This is a genomic window from Streptomyces sp. NPDC051576, from assembly GCF_040681835.1.
In the GTDB taxonomy this organism is placed as follows: domain Bacteria; phylum Actinomycetota; class Actinomycetes; order Streptomycetales; family Streptomycetaceae; genus Streptomyces.
Map to the genome: position 1 here is coordinate 411,411 of NZ_JBFAZO010000003.1, position 19,528 is coordinate 430,938.

Here is a 19,528-nt window from a genome sequence, read left to right on the forward strand (position 1 = left end):
AGGATGGAACCGATGGATCACACAAGGCCGGGTCACTCGGGCCGGGCGGGGGCGGCATCCCGCCCGCCCGGGTCGGTTCCGGCAGCGCAGGCGTCGCCCTCGCCCGGGCTGCCCCCCGGGCGGACACCTGTCGGCCCGGGGGCCGAGGCCGTCTGGGCGCACCCCGTAATGCGACTGCTGATGCGGGTGCTGGGCCGGCTGCGGGCGGCCGACCGGCGGCGTCCGTGGCTCCTCGACACCGCCATGGTGATTTTCGTCATCGCCGCCGCGCCGCCGGATCTGCTGGTGCACAGCCCCGGGCATCCAGTGTCGCGCCCGGTCGGTGGCGGGCTGCCTGTCGGTGTGGTGCTGAGTATCGCCGCTGTGCTGATCGTGCCGCTGTGGTGGCGGCGCCGTCGTCCCGCCGCGGTCTTCGTGGCCTGCCTCTTGGTCTGTCCGGTCATGTGGTCGCTGGGTCTGGGGCCCGCAGCCGCCGCCGTGCTCCTGATCGCCCTGTTCGACCTCGCCCTGCACGCCTCGCCCCGCGCGATCTGCTGGGCGTTGCCGGTCACCGTGACCGGGTGGGTGCTGCTCGTGGTCACCGTGATCCCGACGGACAGTCCGGTGGCCTTCCTCGTCCTGTCCGTCGGTACGGGCGTCGGGGCCGTGGCCCTGGGCCTGACCGTCCGGATCAGCCGGCTGTACCTGTCGGCGCTCCGGGACCGGGCCGCGCGGCTGGAGGTCGAACGCGACCAGCGCGTCCGGCTGACGGCGGCGGCGGAGCGTTCGCGGATCGCCCGGGAGATGCACGACATCGTCGGCCACAACCTGTCGGTCATGGTCAACCTCGCCGACGGCGCCGCCGTGCTCACCACCCGCGAACCCGGCCGCACCGAGCAGGCGCTCCATCTCATCGGAGACACCGGCCGGCAGGCGATGGACGAACTCCGGCGCGTGCTGGGGGTGTTGCGCGACTCCGCAGAGCAGGAGGAGCCCGGGAACACCCCTCGGTCCCCGCAGCCGGGTGTCCGGGACCTGGAAACCCTGCTCGACCGGGTCCGGGCGGCCGGCCTGCCGGTGGCGTACCGCACCGTCGGCCCGGTCGACGCGCTGGGCCGCGGAGTGCAGCTCACGGTGTTCCGCGTGGTGCAGGAAGCCCTGACCAACACCCTCAAACACGTCGGCCCCGGTGCCACGGCCGACGTCACGGTCGCGGTCGAGGACGGGCTGCTGCGCGTCCGGATCGCCGACACCGGTTCGCTCTCACGGAGACCCTCCATGCCTCCCCGCCGGGACAGTGGGCACGGCCTGGTCGGCATCCGCCAGCGGGCCGCGCTCTACGACGGCACCGCGACCATCGGCCCACGCGACGACGGCCAGGGATGGATCGTCGACGTCCTGCTCGATCCGTCCGCCCCGGCCACCTCCGGAGAGACCACGCCATGACCACGATCCTGATCGCCGACGACCAGCCGCTGCCCCGCATGGGCTTCCGGATGCTGCTCGACGGCTCCCCCGGCGTGAGCGTCGTCGGCGAGGCCGACAACGGGGCGCAGGCCGTGCGCATGGCGGCCGAACTGAGCCCCGACGTGGTCCTGATGGACGTACGGATGCCCGGTCTCGACGGCATCGAGGCCACCCGGCGGATCGTGGCGGCCGGCGGCCGTACCCGTGTGCTCATCCTGACCACGTTCGACCTCGACGAGTACGCCTACGCCGGTCTGCGCGCCGGGGCCAGTGGCTTCCTGCTCAAGGACGTCAAGCCGGCGGAACTCCTTGCCGGGATCCAGGCGGTCGCGACCGGCGACGCCGTCGTGTCGTCCCGGCTCACCCGCCGTCTGCTCGACGCCCACGCCCACGACGTCCTGGCGCCCGACGCGGGGCCGCGTGCAGACCCGCGGTTGGCGGCGCTCACCGAACGCGAGCACGAGGTGCTCGTAGCCATCGGTACGGGCTGGACGAACGCCGAGATCGCCGAGCGGTTCGTGCTGACCGAGTCCACGGTGAAGAAGCACGTGGGCCGGGTGCTGGCCAAGCTCGGCGCCCGGGACCGTATCCAGGCAGTGATCATCGCCTACGACGCGGGACTGGTCACGCCCCGGCAGTGAGCACCGCACCCTGCTATGTCGTAGACATGACAGTGTGCCGTCGAGGTGACTCGGCGGCACTCTGCCGTGCGTCAGGCTTCGTGTCTCAGTTGGTCGACGTCGAGGCGGTCTCCTTCTTGTACAGCTTCAGCGGCACCCGGCTGATGATCGAGTCGAGTGAGGAGTTGTTCCGCCCGTCGGCCCAGGTGACGTAGGCGTACTTGTCGGTGAGCGTGATTCCCGACCAGCGGTCACCGGGAGGGCCTGTCTCGCCGACCGGCTCGGTCACGTGGTTGACCTGCACCGGGGCGCTGAACGAGCGTCCGTGGTCGAACGAGACGGCCGAGAACGCGTCGCCCGTGGTGGTCCGCCACATGACTCCCAGGTCACCGTTGGCGCCGAAGTCGATGGCCGGCCGCAGGGCGCCCGTCGCGGAGATGGTCGCCGGTCCGGTCCAGGTCTTGCCGGCGTCCGGGGTGACGTAGACGTCGAGGGTGTTGGAGTCCCGGGGGACCATGACGGCGAACCGGCCGCGGTGGGAGGTGTCGGCGGCGACCCACGGGACGGGGTCGGCAGCCGCGCCCAGTGCCGGAACCGGCACCAGGGATCCGGTGCCCGCCGCGACCGGGTTTCCCTGGCCGTCCTTGAGGGTGGTGTTCGTCCATGTCCTGCCGTCGTCGCGGCTGACGTGGAAGTTCACCGGCTGCCCCGCCTCCTGGGAGGCGGAGACGAGGATCCCGCCGTAGACGGCGATCTCGCGCCCGGGGTAGCCGCAGACGAGGGGGATGCCCGGTGCCACCTCGATGCAGGGCATCGGGCCCGGGATCACCCGTGAGTCGGTGCTGAAGGTCCTGCCGCCGTCGGCGCTGACGGAGACCGCGCTCGGGTACTCCCAGGCCGCGCCGGCGACCGCGTAGACCTTGCCGGTCGCGGCGTCCACCCGCATCTTGGGGGCACCGCCGAGGAGCAGCGGTGTGGACACCGGGTCGGTCCAGGTCCTGCCGCCGTCCGTGGACTTCGCGACCTGGTTGTGGTTCACCAGGTTCGCGTCCAGGCCCGAGCTGACCTGGTTGTTGTCCACGTACACGGTGCCCTTCGCGTCGAACTGCACGCTCGGCTCACCGCACTTGGGCGCCGCCGTGCCCAGCGGCCACGCGACCTGGGTCCAGGTGTCGCCTCTGTCGTTGGAGTAGGCGAGGAAACACCCGCCGTCGATCGGCTCAAGCCCCGGCGAGGGCGGGAAGATCGTCGAGACGAAGACGAGGTTCTTCGGATTCCTGGGGTTGACGGCGACCGTCGGCTGGCCCTCTTTGGTGGCCGGCATGTTGGTGACGTCGACTTCGTGAATGGCTGCATAGCCCGCGCCGGTCGGCGCGGCCACGGCGGTAGATGTTCCAGACAGCAGGAACAGTGCGGAGAATGCCGCCGCGCTTAATGTCGCGGATGAACTTCTGAACAGCACCATGTGATCCTCGATTTCCACGTCCGGTAGAACAGAATTCTTTGCCCTCTGCGGTACGGGACCGATATCGGTCGGACTGATATCGACCCGGTGGCCGCAGGATCGGCCAACTCTCACGAACATCGCTCGGGGACGCCTGTTCCCTGCCCGGTCCGCTGACGTCGGGTTCTCGCCTGTGGTCCCAGAGTCAAGGACTCGTTCCATTACTAAAAGGCAAAATCGACTGCGACAGGCGGTAAACTGGCTTCTCTTCGCTTCGTTGTGATCCGGCCCGCTTAGGCTAGGGAGACCCGGCGCCGTGCCCGTGGGACCACGGGAGACAATTTTTCCGACGGAGTGGTACCGCAGTACCATTCCGTCGAGCGAATCCCTCATTTACGGTTAATTTCCTCGAAACTGGCGGTAGAGTTCAAAGTCGCGGCAAGTGGTGGCCGGATCGGCCATTGCTGCCTGTCGCTCTATGCGGCTAAGGGCCGGCCACGTCCCGCACCTCGTCGCCGAAGCGCACGGCACCGTCCGTCAGGGACAGCTCGCGTGCGGAGGTGTCCAGCGGGCCGGTCGCGCACCGCGGATGCTCGTCGCACCGGGCGGACACGTCCGCGGTCCCGGCAACGCGGTGCCCTCCGGAACGGTTCAGTGGACGGACCGATGCGCGACCGCTCTATCACGGCAGGCGGGCCAGGAGGGTGTCCGGTGACGCACCAAACCGCATCTCCCCGGAAGGAGATGCGGTCCGGTGTCCCGGAGCCGACGGGCTTCGGCTCGCTCAAGTCCCCGTGGTGGTGCTGCGGATCACCACGGATCGGGTGAACTCAGCGATAGGCCGACAGGGGAACCCGGGCGACGATGCCGTCGATGTCCCCACCGTCGCGCGCGTCCGCCCAGGAGACGTAGGCGTACTTGCCGTGGATGAGGATCCGCGACCACTCGTCACCCCCGGTGCCGACGAAGGCGTACGGCTCGCTCGTCCGGTTGACCTTCACGGTGCGGGGGAAGGACCTCCCGCCGTCGAAGGAGACGGTGGAGTAGGTGTCGACAAGCCCGTCGGCCACATGCCGCCACATGATTCCGAGCGATCCCTTGGGTCCGAAGTCGATCCAGGGCTTCGACGCACCCGGTGCCGCTACCACGGTCGGACCGGTCCAGGTGCGGCCCGCGTTGTTGGTGACGTACACCTCCAGGTTGTCACCGCGGGGCAGCATGAGCGCGAACCGGTTGGTCCTGGTGGGATCGGCGGAGACCCAGGGCATCGGGTCCGACGTCAGGAACCTCAGGTCCGGCACCAGGTCGCCCGAGGGAGGTGCCACCACGCTTCCCTGGCTGTCGGTGAGCGGGAAGGACGTGAAGGTCTTCCCGTCGTCGCGGCTCACCTGGAACACGGCGTTTATGGGTGCGACCGAGTTCCCGTTCACGATCGCCTCGGCGGTCGCGGTGGCGAGTACACCGCTGTGGACGGCGATCTGGTTGCCGAAAGGCTGCTGCGGGAGTTCCTCGATCGGGCTCCAGGTCAGACCGTGATCCCTGCTGACCGTGACGACGGTGGGTCCGGGCACCCCCACCGGGCTCGCGCCCACCGCATAGACGGCGTCGGTGACCGTGTCCACCCTCAGCCGGGGAGTGCCGGCGCGTGCTGCCGGCGTGTTGACGGCGTCTGACCAGGTGCGGCCACCGTCGGTCGACCTGGCGACGCCTAATGCGTTGGGGACCCCGTTGCAGGTACCGGTGACCGGTCCGTTCGGGTTGTCGGGGCAAGCCAGCTCGTTCCAGGCGAGGTAGAAGATCCCCTTCGAGTCGACGGCCAGGTACGGGTCGCCGCACTGAGGCCGATCACTGGCCGGCCAGGCCGTGCGGGTCCATGTCCTGCCGCCGTTGGTCGAGAACGCGGCGTAGCAGTCCACCCTCACGAGGGTGCCGCCGCTGGCGATGTCGTCCGTCGACGCGTACACCAGGTTGTCGGGGTTCCTGGGGTTGACCTCGACCACCGGCTGACCGTTCGCCCGGTCCGGCGTGCCGGCGGTCACGTCGACCTCACGGATGGCGCGCGACGAGGCCCCGGGGCCGCCGCCGGCCGGACTTGCCTGCGCGCTGGATACGAGGAGCGGTATCGCGACCACAGCAGCGATCAGGCTGGAGCCGAGAACTCTCGCCCCTCTCCTCACCCGCACGTGGAACGATCTTCCCGACGCCACCGCGCCTGTCCGTCCTGTCTGTCGTATCCGTCCTGTCTTACCGGTCGCCGACGGGCTCTGCGCGCCGACCGCGCGACGCTCTGTTCCGGTTGGTTCGGGTAACTGTGGGCCCGTGCGCAGTGACCGGAACGGCCCGTGCGGTGTTCTCATGCCTGCTCCCTCGAAGGCGGGAAAGCCGCGAATGCGGAAGAGTAGCGACGGGTGTCCTGTCGGGGTGGCGCCTTTCCCGGTGACCGGCACAGTCAGGAAACCCCTGCCTGAGTGGTGCGAGACGCACTCAAGGACCAGACCTCGGCTGTTGACGTGTACCAGCTTCCCGTCGGTGCTGGTGGCAGGGTGCGCACGCTGCGGATCGACGGATCAGGATGGGGCCGGGACGGTGCCGCCCGGAATACGGTGCCACTTTTCTCCGCGACCACGGCTGCGGCTTCAACACGCTCCTGGTGGTGAGCGGACCCGTGAGAGGGACCATGTGGTTCGGCGGACGCGCTGCCCGCGATCGGCTGGACCCGCTCTTGAACGATGCCCGCGAACCCGCAGGTTCCGGTGGTGCCTTGACGCGAGAACCGCCGGACCATCGTCGCGCGGGCCGGCGAAGAGACGGCCCGTCGGTCAGCCGGCCTCGGTGTGGCCCGCACCGCCCGGCACGAAGCAGACCTCGTCGCCGTCGAGGGCGAGTCGGCCGTAGTGCGGTGCAGGGAAGTGGGCGGGAAAGAGGAACGCGTCCTCGTCGAGCGCCCGTCGCACGAGTGCGCGCCGGGTGGCGACGGCCGTCTCCAGGTCGTCGCAGCCACGCAGGTGCAGTTCGGGACGGGTCAACTGGACCGGGTGGTGGAAAGCGTCTCCGGTGAAGTAGGCCCGTACGCCACCGGAGTTGAGCCGCAGCACCGCGTGACCGACCGTGTGGCCCGGTGCGTGTTCGACGGTCAGGCTCGGCGAGATCTTGAACGGCAGCGGAACGACCTTCGCCAGGCCCGCTTCGGCCACCGGCCGCACGCACTCGTCGAACACGTTGGGGTTGAAGTCGTTGGAGTGCGGCGGCCCGGCCGTGTCCCACCGCAGGTACTCCTCCGCTGCGAACACGTACTCCGCGTTGGGGAAGGTCGGCACCCAACTCCCCTCGCTCCACCGGGTGTTCCAGCCGCAGTGGTCGTGGTGAAGGTGGGTGCAGAAGACGATGTCGACCGACTCGGGCGACACACCTGCCGCCGCGAGCCGATCCAGATAGGGCACGTCCAGTCCGTCGAAGTAAGGCCCTCTGCCCGTACGGCCGTTACCGGTGCACGGGTCGACCAGTACCGTGCGACCGTCCACCCGCAGCACCCAACTGTGGTTGGAGAACTGGAAGTTCATCGTCGCACGGTCCAGGAACCCGCTGGGCAGCGGATCCACACGCCGCGCGATGAAAGCCTCGTCGCCGGTCAGGAAGGTGAGGGAGACCGGAAGGGTGTGCTCGTGAACCCGGTCGACCAGGGTGTGGCCCAGGCTGAGTGTCCGCATGTCGTCATCCCCTCGGTGAGTACTGTGCGTGACGGATCCGGGGTCGTAGCGACTCCGGGGTCGTGCTGGACTCGGAGCAGGCGCGTTGACCAGGACAACAGGGAAGCACGGCTGGAGTACTGGACGTACTAGACCGAGAGTCCGAAGCCGCCTGTCACACGCAGCGTCTCCCCTGTGAGAAAGGATGCCTTCGGCGAGGCCAGGTAGAGCAGGGTCCCGACGATGTCCCGCTCCGTGCCCTCGCGTTGGACGATCTGCTGGCCCAGCGCGCGCTCGACCTCAGCACGAGGCAGTTCGGTCCGGATCGTGTCGGTGAAGACGAGCCCGGGCGCTATCGCGTTCACCCGGATTCCGTCGCCCGCGAACTCGCGCGCGAACGACATGGTCAGGCCACGGACGGCCAGCTTGGACACGGCGTAGGCATTACGGTTCGCATAGGCTGCGGACGACGAGATGTTGACGATCGTGGCGTCGGCCCGCCCGCTCATGGCCTCCCTCGCCGCGAGCGAACAGATGACGACGCCCATGACGTTGACGTCGAACAGCCTTCGGACCTTCGCGATCCCGAGCTGCGCGAACGGCTGGTAGTACGCGGCCCCGTGCAGACCGGCGTTGTTGACGAGGAGGTCGATACCACCGTGCTGTTCGACGATCCCGTCCACCATCGCCGCGACGCCTTCCTCGTCGGCCACGTCGCAGGCCGTCCCGGTGGCGCTGCCGCCCCGCGCTCTGAACTCCGCGGCGGCGGACGCCGCTTCGGTGCCGTCGATGTCGGCGAGAACCACGTGCGCGCCCCGCGCCACCAACGCGGCGCCGAACGCGCGGCCCAGCCCCCGGGCGCCCCCAGTGATCACCGCGACCCGGCCCTGGAACTCGCCGTCGGACATCCACCGCTCCTGTTCGTCTGTTCCTCACGCTTCTTCCGAAACGCCACGCGCCGACCGGTGGCTCGCCCCGCCACTCACCTGTCCCAGCGACGCCTCCCTGGCAACTCCGAGAGCCGGGTCGCCGACGCCGATCGGGATCTGTGAACCGCTCCCGCAACCCGCCGCACATCGGCCTCGTCACGCATCGGGCACTGAGGGCTGCTCGCCGTCGTTCACGCGGCGGTAGGTGACGGCTCGCTCTACGGCGCCGGTGAACTGTGTCAACTCCGCGCGTACGCGTTGGCCGACGGCCACCCCTGGCCCCTGCTCGTCGAGCAGGATCCCCGGCAACCGTGGCCCCTCGTCGAACTCCACGAGGGCGAGGACATAGGGAAGCAGAGACGCGAACGCCGGCACGCTGCCGTGACGGACCACGATGAAGCTGTAGATGGTGCCGCTACCGGTGACATCGGTGAACGACGTCGGTCCGCCACAGCGATTGCAGCGTTCGAGTGGTCTGGCCAACCAGACGCCGCAGTCCGAACAGCGACACAATGCGACGCGTCCCTCGCGCGTGGCCTCCCAGAACCCGGCGCTGTCCGTGTCGATCAGCGGTGCCGGCGGTGCCGGGACCGCCGGGGTCGGCTCGGTCCGGCTCATCGCGACGCCTCGTAGACCAGGGCGCCGCCCGCCGGGCCGGCCCCGGCGGTGACGAGAGCGTGACGGGCATCGGGGACCTGCCGGTCGCCGGCGTCGCCGCGTAACTGGAGGACCGCCTCGTAGTGATGGTTTAGGCCGTGCAGATAACCCTCGGAGAGCAGACCACCGTGCGGGTTCACGACGACGTCGCCTCCGTAGGTGGCCCGGCCCTCGCCGAAGAACGCACCGACCTCGCCCTTCGGGCACAGTCCGAAGTCCTCAACCGTGGCCATCACGGTGCCGGTAAAGCAGTCGTACATGCAGGCGATGTCCATGTCCGCGGGACGCAGACCGGTACTCGGCCAGAGACGCTTGGAAGCGTAGGCGGAGTACATCTCGGACAGATCGGGGAAGTTCGTCCAGGAACCACCGTGGGTGTGGGCCTCGCCGAAGCCCACGATCCTGATCGGGTCATGCCGCAGCGACCTGGCGCGCTCCAGCGTCGTGACCACGAGGGCCACCGCGCCGTCGGTCTCCAGACAGCAGTCGTAGAGGCGGAACGGCTCGCATATCCAGCGGGCGGACAGGTAGTCGTCCATGTCGATCAGCTGTCGCTGCATGGCGTGGGGATTGGCCGCGGCGTGCTTGCGGGTGGTGATGGCAATGTGTCCGAAGTCCTCGTCGCGGGTGCCGTACACGTGCTTGTGCCGCTGGGCGAACATGGCGATCCACATCGGCGGCACGACGAACCCGTTCAGGGCGGCGAACTGCATCTCGCCCCTCATCGGCAACGCGGGCCGTTCTCCTCGCCCGTAGCGGTTGCCCGACCTGCCCTGGAGGGAGCGGAAGACGACGGCCACCTCACAGACACCGGCCTGGACCGCGGCGAACGCCTGACCCACGACAGTGACCGCGACGTTGCCCCCACCGTGTACGTCCATCGCGAGCCCGAGGTCGAAGGCGCCAATGGCTCGTGCGACGTCGGCCGCCGATGCGGAGTCGTTGGTGTGGAAGTCGATGACGCCGTCCACCTCGTCCGGCTGCAGCCCGGCATCGTGGAGCGCGGCGCGCGCGGCTTCGGCAGCCATGGCCAAGGGTGTCCGGCCCGAAGCCGTGCTGAACGACGTCCGACCGATTCCCACGAGGGCTGCCTCACGCGTATCCATCCGACCTCCGCGCCCGTACTGCAGGCTCATCAACGAACTGAATAGATGATACTTTTCTATACTTGCTCGGCTCTGCTGGCTAGCCTTTGACGGCAGTGGGAACGGTGCCGCACGTCTTCGGCGGCTGCCTCGTGGCGGGGCTGATCCGTTGCGATGGCGATCGTCGACCTTCCGGAAGGGCGATCTGTTGAGCAGCATCTACCGCAGCGCGGATCTCGACGTGTCGGCCGATACGGCTTGGGACTTCATCGAGCGATACACCAGGTCAGAGGTGCATGTTTTCTCCTTGTGCCGGGCCGAGCGGCAGGAAGGGGAGTATCGCGTCGTCACGCTGGCCGACGGTCAGGAGGTCTGGGAGCGGAATGTGTCGGTCGACCCGGTGCACCGGCGGGCGACGTACACGGTTCCAGGTCTCAACGGGGCTGAGCATCACCAGGCCGAGATGAGGGTCGAGGTGGATCATCGCGCACGGGCACGTCTGATTTGGGTCACTGATTATCTTCCGCACGACATCGCCGAACAACGGGCCGCAAGCTACGACACCCTGTTCGCCGAGCTTGTCGCCGCTGTCAATTCCCACGGTGATGACGCGATGGCGCCGTCCTGACGGGTGGGCAGGATGGAGATGTCGAGGCGCGACCGAGGATCTGCATTGGGGCGATCCGCTGGGAGGCCGACTGCCGTTTGCGGGAGCTCGGGCGAAACAGCACCTCAACCTCCCGTCAAACCCGCCGGTCGGCCAGCGACTACGCCTACTGCGCGTTCTACAGTTGGAGTCGGCCGGCAAGCATCGCCATCGCGAGTTCGACCCGTGAGCCGTGGCCCGTGCGGGAGAACAGTCGCGACAATCGGCCCTCGACGCTCTTCTCACTGGTCCGGAGGACCCTCGCGATCTGCTTGTTCGTCAGCCCCTCGGAGACGAGTACGGCCAGCAGCCGTTCGTTCTCCTCTGCGGTGGCCTGCCGGCCCGGTACCGCCACTCCGCGCGAGCGCATGAGAAGGCGCAGCCAGAACCGGGGCATCAGCGCGTCGAATTCGCCGAGCAGGGTGTAGGTCTCCCGCAGCATCGCCGGATCACCCATGCCGGAGCGGATAAGTTGGTACAGGACGGCGCTCTCTTCCAGAGGCTGCTGCCGTTGCTGGGCCAACTGCCTCGCGGCCCGCCCCGCGCCGTGGTCGGTGTGTACGGCCGCGTGCAGGACGAGCCGGATCATCTCGGCCCGCTCGGTACCCAGTCTGTGAGCGACTCCCGTTGCCTTCGCCAGGCATTCCTTCAGGACCTCGGGTCGTCCTGCGTGCATCGCGGCGTCGGCCACCCGCAGCCACAACAGGTCGGTCCCCGCCACCACGCCGTCCGACTCGGCGCGGTGCACGGCCGTACGCAGCAGGTGCTCCGCACGTTCGGCCTCCCTGCAGACCAGCTCGCACAGAGCCTGGGCGGAGGTGAGCAGATGCGGCAGCATCGGCTGCCTGGCGCGGGCCAGCGCGAGAAGTTCGCCGGCGCGGGTGAACCTGCCGCCGTACACGAGCAGGACCGCCGCGTGGTGATACATCTCGCTCTGAATGGCGTCGCAGGTGTGCACGCCGGTGATGGCACTCCGGCGCGCCAGGTCCATGGCTTCCCGCGGACGCCCCTGGTGGAGGGCGATGAGCATCCGGCTGGGCAGGCCCAGTTGCCGCAGGTTTCTCCCGGTGTCGGAGAGCAGTCGTTCGGCCCGGCGGATCTCGCCCAGCGTCAGCAGTTCGCCGACCCGGCAGTGCACCTCGGCGGCGGTCGCCCCGCCGGCACGGTGACGGGCGGGCAAGGTGGCGATGCTCCGCTCCGCCCCTTCGGTGGTGCCCAGCCACAGCTCCGCCGTCGCGGTGAGGAATTCGGCCTTCCACTCGACCAGTCCGCTCATGTCGCGTCGGCGGACCGCCCCCAGCAGGTCACGGACCTCATGCCAACGGCCGAGCAGCAGCAGGGCACAGCCCCGCGTGACGGCTCGTTCCAGAGGCCCCTCCGGGCCGGGGCGCTGGAGCCAGCCGTCGGCCGCGATCTTTTCCAGGGTGGTGAATTCGCCCGCCCGGTACAGAGCGGTCAGGTGGGCGAAGCAGACGTCGAGGAGTTGGTCCGGACGCAGGTGGTCGCGGTGGGTCCGCTGCACGAGCCGCAGGGAGTTCAGGCCCTCCTCGGGTCTGCCCTGCGCCAAGCAGATCTTCGCGTGCTCCAGCAGCAGGCGGGGCCGCTCCACCGGGTCCGAGGTCAGATCGGCGACCGCCCGCAGCCATTGGGCGCCGCGGTGGTCGTCGTACGCGTTGTCACCGTTGTCGTGTGCCAACCGCTTGGTGGCGGCCATCAGTTCGGTTCTCGCCCGCTCCGGATCCACCAGATTTCCCGCAGCCGCGAGTTGCTCGGGGAGATAGGAGGGATCGGCGCAGCGTGCGGTGCCCTGCCACAGCGCGGACACGGCGATCCGGGCCAGGTTCCGCCGCTCGTAGGGGCCGAGCGAGGCCCGGACCGCGGCCCCGGCCAGCGGTAGCCGGTACTCCCAAACGGAATCCGACCGGCGGTGGCGCAGTACGCCGGCCTCCGCCAGCCGCGCGAGCAGGCCATGGGCCTCCTGCTCGGTGACGGAGACGCCTTCGGCCGTCAGTCTTGGCACAGCCTCGCCCAGCGGGCCGAGGACGGCCACCGCTTTGGCGACCTCCCAGAGAGGCCCGTCCGTGTCACGGACGGGCAGTGTCAGTTGGTCGATGACGAACGGGAGCGTGCAGGAGTCGCCGCCGACGAGATAGGCATGCCGGTCGACCACCCGGACGACTCCCTGCTCCCGGGCGGTTCGCAGCACCGCGCGGGCCGCGGCGGGCCAGCCCCGGGTGAGGCGCCACAGCCAGGAGACCAGCGTCGGTTCTGCCCTGGCCTCGATCTCGGCCGCGATCATGTCACCGAGCCGGCGGAGCGAGAGGGGCCGCAGGTTCACGTGGTGCACCAGCCCGTCCTGCCGCAGTCGGCCGAACACCGCGGCGAACACGGCCCGGGACGTCCGGGACACGGGAAGCGTGACGGTACCCACACATCGTGTGTTCGTCCCGTCCAGTTGTCGGATCAAGCCTTCCAACGAGAACAGTTCATCCGGGGAGAGATGCTGGAGATGTTCGAGTACGAGTACCTGTCCACGCTTTCCGTCTCCGGCCCAATAACCGAGAAGGTGGTCGGAAAGCTGGAATTTAGGTGAAGGATCGGCAAAGTTAATGCGCACTGTCTCCGGGGCGGCGGCGAGGGACTCTGTCCCGTACACCCTGTCGTGCGCCGACAATTCACCGAGAACGGAACCGAGTTCCATACCGGAAGGGCTACTCAGCACGACGAGTCTCGGGGAGCCGGGCGCTCGGATCGCTTCGAGGGTATCGACGGCGACACGTGCGTAAGGCGGGACGCTATGCGCTGTATGCATGGATCCTCGCAGGGTGGCAGGGCTCAACCAGATGTTAACCGGCCGCGTCTGTCCAGCGAAGAGAGCCGATACGAGGGCGAGGAGGGCGGGAGCGGTGGCACCGAGAGGGGGTCGGACCGTGTCCGGCAGGGAAGCCGAACTGTCGGCCCTCGACGAGGCATACGGACGTCCGCTGCTCTTCATCGTCCGCGGACAGGCCGGCATGGGGAAAACGACACTGTTGCGGGAAGTCCACCGAACCTGGCGCAGGCGCGGACCGGGAATCGTACGGATCAAATGTTCTGCCGCCATTCCGCGATGGGACCTGTTCGGCACCCGAGCGGTGGTGAAAGCGTTCAGTGATTCCTTTCCCGACAGCGGGAATTCCGCACTGCCCGACGCGATGGCCGCTGTGAACCGGCTCTGCCTGCCGGAAAGCTACGGCTCGGCCCGCGCGCGATCCGCTCTCTTCTCCGAACTGGTGGGACTTTTCGCGCATCTCACCGAGGACGCTCCCGGCGCCGTACTCATCGACGATCTCCACACCGCCCCCGACCCCGCGCTCGTCGTGGCCGCCGCCCACCGCGTCGGCTGCACGGTCGTGGCGACATACCGCGAGGACGGTTGGGCCATCAGGCCGACCGGTTCGGCCTCGCCGCATACCTTCGCGGATCGTGTCATCGACCTGGGCCCACTGCCGGACGACCAGATCGACGCCCTGGTGACGGTCGCCGCCCGGGAGCCGCTGGACCAGGCCGTGGCACCCGCGCTGCGCGCCGCCCTGGGACCACTGGCCGGAAACCCGGGCACCGTGCTGGACACCTTCGAGGCACTGCGGCGCGAGGGCCACCTCGTACGGTTCCAGGGCCACCTGTGTCTGCGCGAGCCCGCTACCGGGCCGGGACTGCCCGCCGACCATGCCCTGATACGGCAGGTCGCGGAGTGCGGCACAACCGGCAGGCAACTGCTCGCGATCACTGCCTTGTCCGGCCGCTTCGCCATGGATGGTCTGCCGGATTTCGCGGCGGCCACCGGCCGCGCGATCGAGGCGTGCGGCCGGACCGTGGACCGTCTTGTCGCTGTCGGAGCCCTCGTGTGCGACGACCACGGGGTACTGCGCGTCCCCTGTCCCGCGCTGGTCCCCGCCGTACTGCCCGGCCCGGCCCGGGACGAGGCGGCCGAGGTGCACCGCGCCCTTGCCGAACATCACCTGCGCGCCGACGGCACAGCGGCAACGGACCCGGCGGTGACGTCCGACCACATCGTGCTCGCCGGCCGCGCGCTGCCGCCCATCCCCTCCGTCGTGCCGCTTCTGGAGGGCCAGGCCAGCCTGGCCCTCGGGACCTTTCCCGAACGGGCAGCACGCCGATACCGGGCCGCCCTGCGTCACTGCGAGCCCGGTGGCACCCCGTACTCCCGCATCCTGGCCGCCCTGTTGCCGCTGCTGGTGCGGACGGGCGACTACGAGGGCCTCGCCGAGGCCGTGGCCGAAGGAGCGCGCGCCGGTGGAGGTCCTCGGCACGCGAAACTCGCGGCGTACGCGGCGCTCGCCGCAGTCCACACCGGGCGACCGGTGCCGGTCCCGGTACGAGAAGCCCTGGCCAACGGACCGGAGACCCGCAGCGCGCTGGAGTTCGCCGACGGCTGGTTCACCGGCCGGGTGCCGCTCCGGACCAGCCAGGTCCACCTCGCCTTCGCCTGTCTCCATCCCGATGGAGTCGACACGGTCCCTACCGACCTCCCCGACTGCGACCGCTTCGACCCGGTGGCACTCTTTGGGCAGGTGCTCGGGACGGCGACCTACGGCGAACCGGTCACCGGCCCGCTGGCGGCCTACACCCGGATCATGCGGGACTACCGAGACGGAAACTGGGGCGGCATCCCGTCCGGGGCCCGGACACTCGAACTCGCAGGGCCTCCCTGTACCCCCGTCCACCACGCCGTCCGCCTGATCGCCGCAGAGGTGCATTCGACGATGGGCGACTACGAGGGCAGCGCCGCATGGTTGGAGTTGGAGTCGGCAGGACACGACTGTCCTTTCCCCGCGCTGCGGGCCTGGGCCTCCATGGGACTGGCCTACCGGACCGGGGAGTGGGAGCGAGCCCGGAAACTCGGCTGGAGCTTCTGCGACAGGTCTGCGGAACGCAGCGCCGAGGGGAGTGTGGTGGGCGTCGGCCGACTGCTCATCCGGCTCGCGTTCACCGAGTGGGGGGAGGGCGGTCGCCGGGAGCTGCTGCCCCGCCTGCGTAACGAGGCGGAACAGTGGTACTCCCACCTGGGCGGTACGGAGTTGAAGGCCGCCACACTCATCACCCGCGCCTTCGCCGAGCGCGACACCGACAGCGCGATCGAAGCAGTGAACGTCCTGCGCGAGCACGGCGGCCGGAGCGAACTGTTGCGGGCGTGCATGACCGTCGCATTCCTGGCCGACGACCCACGTCCGTGGCATCACGAGGCCCACGACATCGCCCGAGGTCTCGGCGACAGCCTCCATCGAACCCCGATGACGGAGTCGATGGGAGCGTCCGGCCTGGCTCAGACAACCTGCGACGACAGCGCTCGTAGTGGCCCCGCAGCCCTGTCCGGCCTCGAAGGGCCGATCGCCGCCCTGGTCGGGCGGGGGCTGACCAACCGGCAGATCGCGAGGGAAATCCAGGTGAGTGAGAAGACCGTCGAGAACAACCTCACCCAGGTGTTCGCCAAGACGGGATGCCGCTCACGGCTGGACTTGGCGCTGGCCGTCATGGAGGGCCGCCTCACCGCGTTCCTCCCGCGTTCGTGAGGGATTCCCCCCGGGAAGAGGCCGTGCCCTCCGACCAGGAGGTCCAGTCCACCAGGATGTCTCACAGAGGCGCCCTATCCGCCTCACAGCTCTTCCAGCACACCAGCACACCAGCACGGAGGTAAGACCCCCACACACAGCACGGCACGGCGCGACTCCGAAGCGGGCGCCCGTGAAGACTGGAACGGCCCGCGCGGCAGTTCGCTCCTGACGACGACTGCTCCTGCGCTCCCGTGAATCCCCATGCCTGTCGGCCGACCCGTGCCGCTCGGACGAGCCCGTGGCCCCGACTTGGCTGTCAACTTCTCTGCCCCGAAGGGGAGTTGCCCACCCGAGCGAACCTCTGCCCCGTTCCGGTGACGTGCGGCTCCTCGCGCACAGAGTTCCCCCACTCTCACACCTTCGGGCTTCCCGCCCCCAGAAAGGAAGACCATGAAAGACAGGGCCAAGGTCGAGGACCTGCTCGCGGCATCGGATCTGCAGGTGCAGTCCTCGGAGACCGCCTGGAAGCACGTCAGGGCCGAGTACGTCGACATCATCGACGACATCCTGGCGACGCTGGCACCGAGCGGCCCCTACGCGTACACCGTCAGCCCGTCGGTCGAGGAGGGCAAGGAGCTTCCGACGCAGCGCATCGTCACCACGTTCGACGAGATCGCCGCGTCCTACCGTGGCATGCACCGATACGCCGCCGTGGTGGCGATCCGTCCCGTGGCGGAGATCAACACCTCCTGGTACACCTTCGTCAGCGGCCGTGGACGCGGGCGCCTCAAAACGACCGGTGAGGAGAGCGAGCGGCCGGTCATCGTGCTGTTCCCGACGATGGGCTCCGAGGGCATCACCGGGGAGCTGTTCTGGGGCAGGACCCAGCAGGACAGCATGCCGGGAGACCCGGCCGACGGGGTTCTGGCCAGCCGGTACGCGGTGGCCGGGCTGCACGAATCCCTGCTCGACGCGTATCGCAAGGGCGATGTCGACACGATCGTCGAGAAGGCCCACCCCGAGATCCAGGGGGGTGTGCGCGACTACGTGTCCCATTCCGGGACCCTGCCCGAGATGCACACCAGGGACGACCTGCGGGCCCACCTCGAAGCCTTCTACGAGGCGTACTCCGTCCGCTCGATCGAGGTCGTCAACCGGCACTTCGACGACTGGTTCTTCTTCCACGAGCTCCGGTGGACGGTCGAGGCCCACCAGGGCGCCAACGCCGGACAGAGCTTCCGCTACCACACCGCCGAGTACGCCGAGGTGTCGGCCAGCGGGCTAGTCGTCGCGCACATCGGCCACGGCACGGACCAGATCAAGCTCGGCTGATTCGGCGTCCGGCCCGCACCACGGCGGGCAACGCCGTTGCCGACCAGCAGACCGGGGCGCTGTGAGCGGAGGCGTCCCCGGAGCGCCGACCCCGTGGGGACGGAGACCGGCGCTCTCCCCGGACCCGGCGGCGGACGGGCATGTCGTCCGCCGCCGGGTCCGAGATCAACGACGACGCCGAGACCTGACGGAACCGGCCGCCTCTCCCGTGCACGGAACAGCCCAGAACCACTTGGACAAGAAGGAGCACCCGTCATGAGCACCGGTCTTGCAGGGCGCAGCGTGATCGTCACCGGTGCCGGGTCCGGCACCGGCCGGGCCGCGGCCGTGCGGTTCGCGCGGGAGGGCGCGTACGTGCTGGTCGCGGACCTGAGACGGGCGGGGGCTGAAGAGACCGTCAAGGCGGTCGCGGAGGTGGGAGGAACCGCCCTCTCCGTGGTCGGCGACCTCAGCGATCAGCGGGTCGTGGACCAGGTCGTCGACACCGCCGTCGAAGCCTTCGGCGGTGTGGACGTCCTTGTGCACACCGCGGCGATCATGGATCGGTTGTCGGTCGTCAGCGAGACCGACGACGCCGAGTGGTACCGCGTCATCGAGGTCAACCTGACGGCACCGTTCCTGCTGACCCGTGCCGTGTTGCCGCACATGATGGCCGAGGGGCGGGGCGCGATCATCTTCACCGCGGCCGAGGCCGGACTGCGCGGAAGCATCGCCGGAGCCGCCTGCACCGCCTCCAAGCACGGCGTCATCGGCCTGGTCAGGTCACTCGCCGTGACCTACCTCGGGGTCGGCATCCGTACCAACGCCATCGCCCCGGGCGGCACCGGTACCGACTTTCCGAGCGCCGCCGTGTCCAAGGCACACGGTGACAACGTTCTCGCTCCCCGCTTCGGCGGTACCGGCCGCGTCGCCACTGTCGAGGAGCAGGCCGCCGCCATCGTGTTCCTCGCCTCCGACGCGGCTGCCCACATCAACGGCACCGTCCTGCCCGTCGACGAGGGCTGGTCCGCCGCCTGACGAACCGTCTGCCCCTCCCCCGTACCCAGCAAGGTTCAGAAAGAGAGCTCCTCATGGCCACGATGAAGTCCGTGCAGACCGGCGGCATCGGCAAGATCGAGACAGTCGATGTCGAGCGGCCGGTGCCCGGTCCGAAGGACGTGCTGCTGAAGATCCGTGCGTGCGGTATCTGCGGCACCGACGTCACCTTTCTCCACATGGGCGGCATGCCGGCGATGGCGCATCTGGGCGGGGACCTCGTGCCCGTGCCGCTGGGCCACGAGCCGGCCGGTGAGATCGTCGAAGTGGGCACCGAGGTCGCCGACCTCAAGGTGGGCGACCGTGTGGTCGTCAACCCGCAGGACGCCCCGACCGGGCTCATCGGCTGCGGCGGGAAGTTCGGCGGAATGAGCGAGTACCTCCTCATCGAGAACGCCGTCGTCGGCAAAAGTCTCGCGGTCTTCCCCGACACCGTGCCCTTCGACGTCGCCGCCCTCAACGAGCCGATGGCAGTGGCCCGGCACGCCGTCAACCGCTCCCAGGCGGCCCCCGCCGACAAGGTGGTCGTCTTCGGCGCCGGGCCGATCGGCCTGGGCGCGGCGATCTGGCTGAAGCTGCGCGGGGTCGGGCACGTCGTCGTCGCCGACGTCATCCCGTCCCGTCTGGACACCGCGCTCGCCGTCGGCGCGGACGCGGTGATCAACTCGGCCGAGGAGGACGTCACCGCGCGCCTGACGGAACTGCACGGCCAGGCCGCCAACGCCCTCGGCCAGCCGCGCGCAGGGACCGACATCTACATCGACGCGGCCGGTGCTCCTGCCGTCTTCCAGGCCGCCGTCGACTCTGCGAAGTGGGGCGCCAAGCTGGTCATGGTCGCCGTACAGAAGAAGGGCGCCGACATTGATCTGGGCGGCATGCTCCGCAGCGAACTGACCCTTATCGCCTCGCAGGGCTACCCCACGGAGATCTTCGAGGTGACCCCGGAGATCGTGGAGCACCACGAGCGCTTCGAGAAGCTGATCAGCCACCGTGTCCCGTTCGCCGAGGCCGACCGCGCCTTCGAGCTCACGCTGACGCCGGGCGCCGCGGAGAAGGTCGTCGTCGTCTTCGACGAGTAGCCCAGGACGGCAGA

Annotated in this window: 15 protein-coding genes; 7 read left to right on the top strand and 8 right to left on the bottom strand. The window is 69.2% G+C overall.

All coding sequences use genetic code 11. The features are described from left to right. The first annotated feature begins 168 nt into the window (after window positions 1-168). Both AB0M63_RS11690 and AB0M63_RS11695 read left to right on the top strand, forming a co-directional pair. Window positions 169-1,425 (top strand): histidine kinase, encoded by a 1,257-nt coding sequence (locus tag AB0M63_RS11690; protein ID WP_366019232.1) that lies wholly within the window; start codon window positions 169-171, stop codon window positions 1,423-1,425. Beyond that, the gene (locus tag AB0M63_RS11695) at window positions 1,422-2,087 is read left to right on the top strand and encodes a response regulator transcription factor (RefSeq protein ID WP_366019233.1); all 666 of its coding nucleotides are present in this window, start codon (window positions 1,422-1,424) and stop codon (window positions 2,085-2,087) included. Before AB0M63_RS11690 ends, AB0M63_RS11695 begins: the two co-directional genes overlap by 4 nt. Before the next feature lie 85 nt (window positions 2,088-2,172). On the opposite strand, the gene AB0M63_RS11700 is transcribed toward AB0M63_RS11695, so the two are convergent. From AB0M63_RS11700 to AB0M63_RS11730, 7 genes are all read right to left on the bottom strand, one after another. Next, complete coding sequence (locus AB0M63_RS11700; protein WP_366019234.1) at window positions 2,173-3,447, bottom strand: sialidase family protein; 1,275 nt, start codon at window positions 3,445-3,447, stop codon at window positions 2,173-2,175. Between the two features lie 547 nt (window positions 3,448-3,994). Then, complete coding sequence (locus AB0M63_RS11705; RefSeq protein ID WP_366019235.1) at window positions 3,995-4,123, bottom strand: hypothetical protein; 129 nt, start codon at window positions 4,121-4,123, stop codon at window positions 3,995-3,997. Between the two features lie 217 nt (window positions 4,124-4,340). Then, a complete protein-coding gene (locus AB0M63_RS11710) occupies window positions 4,341-5,549 on the bottom strand; it encodes a sialidase family protein (protein WP_355916954.1) in 1,209 nt (402 codons plus the stop codon). A gap of 780 nt (window positions 5,550-6,329) precedes the next feature. After that, window positions 6,330-7,217, bottom strand: a complete 888-nt coding sequence (locus AB0M63_RS11715; protein ID WP_366019236.1) for an MBL fold metallo-hydrolase — start codon at window positions 7,215-7,217, stop codon at window positions 6,330-6,332. 128 nt (window positions 7,218-7,345) lie between these two features. Continuing rightward, entirely contained in the window at window positions 7,346-8,104 is a 759-nt protein-coding gene (locus AB0M63_RS11720) for an SDR family oxidoreductase (protein WP_366019237.1), read from the bottom strand. 177 nt (window positions 8,105-8,281) lie between these two features. After that, window positions 8,282-8,743 (bottom strand): OB-fold domain-containing protein, encoded by a 462-nt coding sequence (locus tag AB0M63_RS11725; RefSeq protein ID WP_366019238.1) that lies wholly within the window; start codon window positions 8,741-8,743, stop codon window positions 8,282-8,284. After that, window positions 8,740-9,810 carry a lipid-transfer protein gene (locus AB0M63_RS11730; protein ID WP_366019239.1) on the bottom strand — a complete coding sequence of 357 codons (1,071 nt, stop codon included), beginning with the start codon at window positions 9,808-9,810 and terminating at the stop codon, window positions 8,740-8,742. Before AB0M63_RS11730 ends, AB0M63_RS11725 begins: the two co-directional genes overlap by 4 nt. 265 nt (window positions 9,811-10,075) lie before the next feature. On the opposite strand from AB0M63_RS11730, the gene AB0M63_RS11735 reads away from it, so the two are divergent. Next, a complete protein-coding gene (locus AB0M63_RS11735) occupies window positions 10,076-10,495 on the top strand; it encodes a hypothetical protein (protein WP_366019240.1) in 420 nt (139 codons plus the stop codon). Between the two features lie 157 nt (window positions 10,496-10,652). Here the strand turns inward: AB0M63_RS11735 and AB0M63_RS11740 are convergent, their stop codons facing one another. Beyond that, complete coding sequence (locus AB0M63_RS11740; RefSeq protein WP_366019241.1) at window positions 10,653-12,923, bottom strand: LuxR C-terminal-related transcriptional regulator; 2,271 nt, start codon at window positions 12,921-12,923, stop codon at window positions 10,653-10,655. Window positions 12,924-13,356: 433 nt separating this feature from the next. On the opposite strand from AB0M63_RS11740, the gene AB0M63_RS11745 reads away from it, so the two are divergent. The 4 genes from AB0M63_RS11745 to AB0M63_RS11760 all read left to right on the top strand — a co-directional run bounded on the left by AB0M63_RS11745 (window position 13,357) and on the right by AB0M63_RS11760 (window position 19,514). Further along, window positions 13,357-16,086: an AAA family ATPase gene (locus tag AB0M63_RS11745; protein ID WP_366019476.1), complete on the top strand. Its 2,730-nt coding sequence runs from the start codon at window positions 13,357-13,359 to the stop codon at window positions 16,084-16,086. Window positions 16,087-16,518: 432 nt separating this feature from the next. Then, window positions 16,519-17,400: a nuclear transport factor 2 family protein gene (locus AB0M63_RS11750; protein WP_355923744.1), complete on the top strand. Its 882-nt coding sequence runs from the start codon at window positions 16,519-16,521 to the stop codon at window positions 17,398-17,400. Window positions 17,401-17,655: 255 nt separating this feature from the next. Then, on the top strand, window positions 17,656-18,417 hold the full coding sequence (locus AB0M63_RS11755; protein WP_366019242.1) for an SDR family oxidoreductase: 762 nt from the start codon (window positions 17,656-17,658) through the stop codon (window positions 18,415-18,417). A gap of 53 nt (window positions 18,418-18,470) precedes the next feature. After that, window positions 18,471-19,514 (top strand): zinc-binding dehydrogenase, encoded by a 1,044-nt coding sequence (locus AB0M63_RS11760; RefSeq protein WP_366019243.1) that lies wholly within the window; start codon window positions 18,471-18,473, stop codon window positions 19,512-19,514. The last annotated feature ends 14 nt before the right edge of the window (window positions 19,515-19,528 follow it).

What these genes read in the sequence shown, in the direction of transcription:
- AB0M63_RS11690 (WP_366019232.1), top strand. Translation starts at nt 169, where the DNA reads ATGCGACTGCTGATGCGGGTGCTGGGCCGGCTGCGGGCGGCCGACCGG.
- AB0M63_RS11695 (WP_366019233.1), top strand. Translation starts at nt 1,422, where the DNA reads ATGACCACGATCCTGATCGCCGACGACCAGCCGCTGCCCCGCATGGGC.
- AB0M63_RS11715 (WP_366019236.1), bottom strand. Translation starts at nt 7,217, where the DNA reads ATGCGGACACTCAGCCTGGGCCACACCCTGGTCGACCGGGTTCACGAG.
- AB0M63_RS11720 (WP_366019237.1), bottom strand. Translation starts at nt 8,104, where the DNA reads ATGTCCGACGGCGAGTTCCAGGGCCGGGTCGCGGTGATCACTGGGGGC.
- AB0M63_RS11725 (WP_366019238.1), bottom strand. Translation starts at nt 8,743, where the DNA reads ATGAGCCGGACCGAGCCGACCCCGGCGGTCCCGGCACCGCCGGCACCG.
- AB0M63_RS11730 (WP_366019239.1), bottom strand. Translation starts at nt 9,810, where the DNA reads ATGGCTGCCGAAGCCGCGCGCGCCGCGCTCCACGATGCCGGGCTGCAG.
- AB0M63_RS11745 (WP_366019476.1), top strand. Translation starts at nt 13,357, where the DNA reads ATGTTAACCGGCCGCGTCTGTCCAGCGAAGAGAGCCGATACGAGGGCG.
- AB0M63_RS11750 (WP_355923744.1), top strand. Translation starts at nt 16,519, where the DNA reads ATGAAAGACAGGGCCAAGGTCGAGGACCTGCTCGCGGCATCGGATCTG.
- AB0M63_RS11755 (WP_366019242.1), top strand. Translation starts at nt 17,656, where the DNA reads ATGAGCACCGGTCTTGCAGGGCGCAGCGTGATCGTCACCGGTGCCGGG.
- AB0M63_RS11760 (WP_366019243.1), top strand. Translation starts at nt 18,471, where the DNA reads ATGGCCACGATGAAGTCCGTGCAGACCGGCGGCATCGGCAAGATCGAG.